At 47.5% G+C, this 337-nt stretch carries 1 tRNA gene; it reads right to left on the bottom strand.

Annotated features, from left to right (window positions below):
* Positions 1 to 148: 148 nt before the first annotated feature.
* Positions 149 to 224, bottom strand: a tRNA-Glu gene (locus QMG44_RS24240).
* Positions 225 to 337: the final 113 nt, after the last annotated feature.

Here is a 337-nt window from a genome sequence, read left to right as displayed (position 1 = left end):
AAATTTGAGAGACTCGAACACACATTAACTGTGTGTCGTTTCAATTTTCAGCTTGATCCAGATTTTTAAAGAGCAAATATCTCAAACGTCACCCGAAGATGAGTTTTGAGATATGTCGGCAGGTGACTTTCACTCACGAACCAGCAAGTGGCGTCCCCTAGGGGATTCGAACCCCTGTTACCGCCGTGAAAGGGCGGTGTCCTGGGCCTCTAGACGAAGGGGACACTGAAGTCTCAATCGCAAGACGCCTTGCTATTTACTTTTCATCAGACAATCTGTGTGAGCACTACAAAGGCAGGTTCTTTAAGGTAAGGAGGTGATCCAACCGCAGGTTCCC

Origin of the sequence: Enterobacter sp. 200527-13 (genome assembly GCF_027924865.1) — a bacterium.
Taxonomy (GTDB): domain Bacteria; phylum Pseudomonadota; class Gammaproteobacteria; order Enterobacterales; family Enterobacteriaceae; genus Enterobacter; species Enterobacter ludwigii.
Note: the sequence above shows the minus strand (reverse complement) of the source record. Positions and strands in the feature narration are given on the sequence as shown.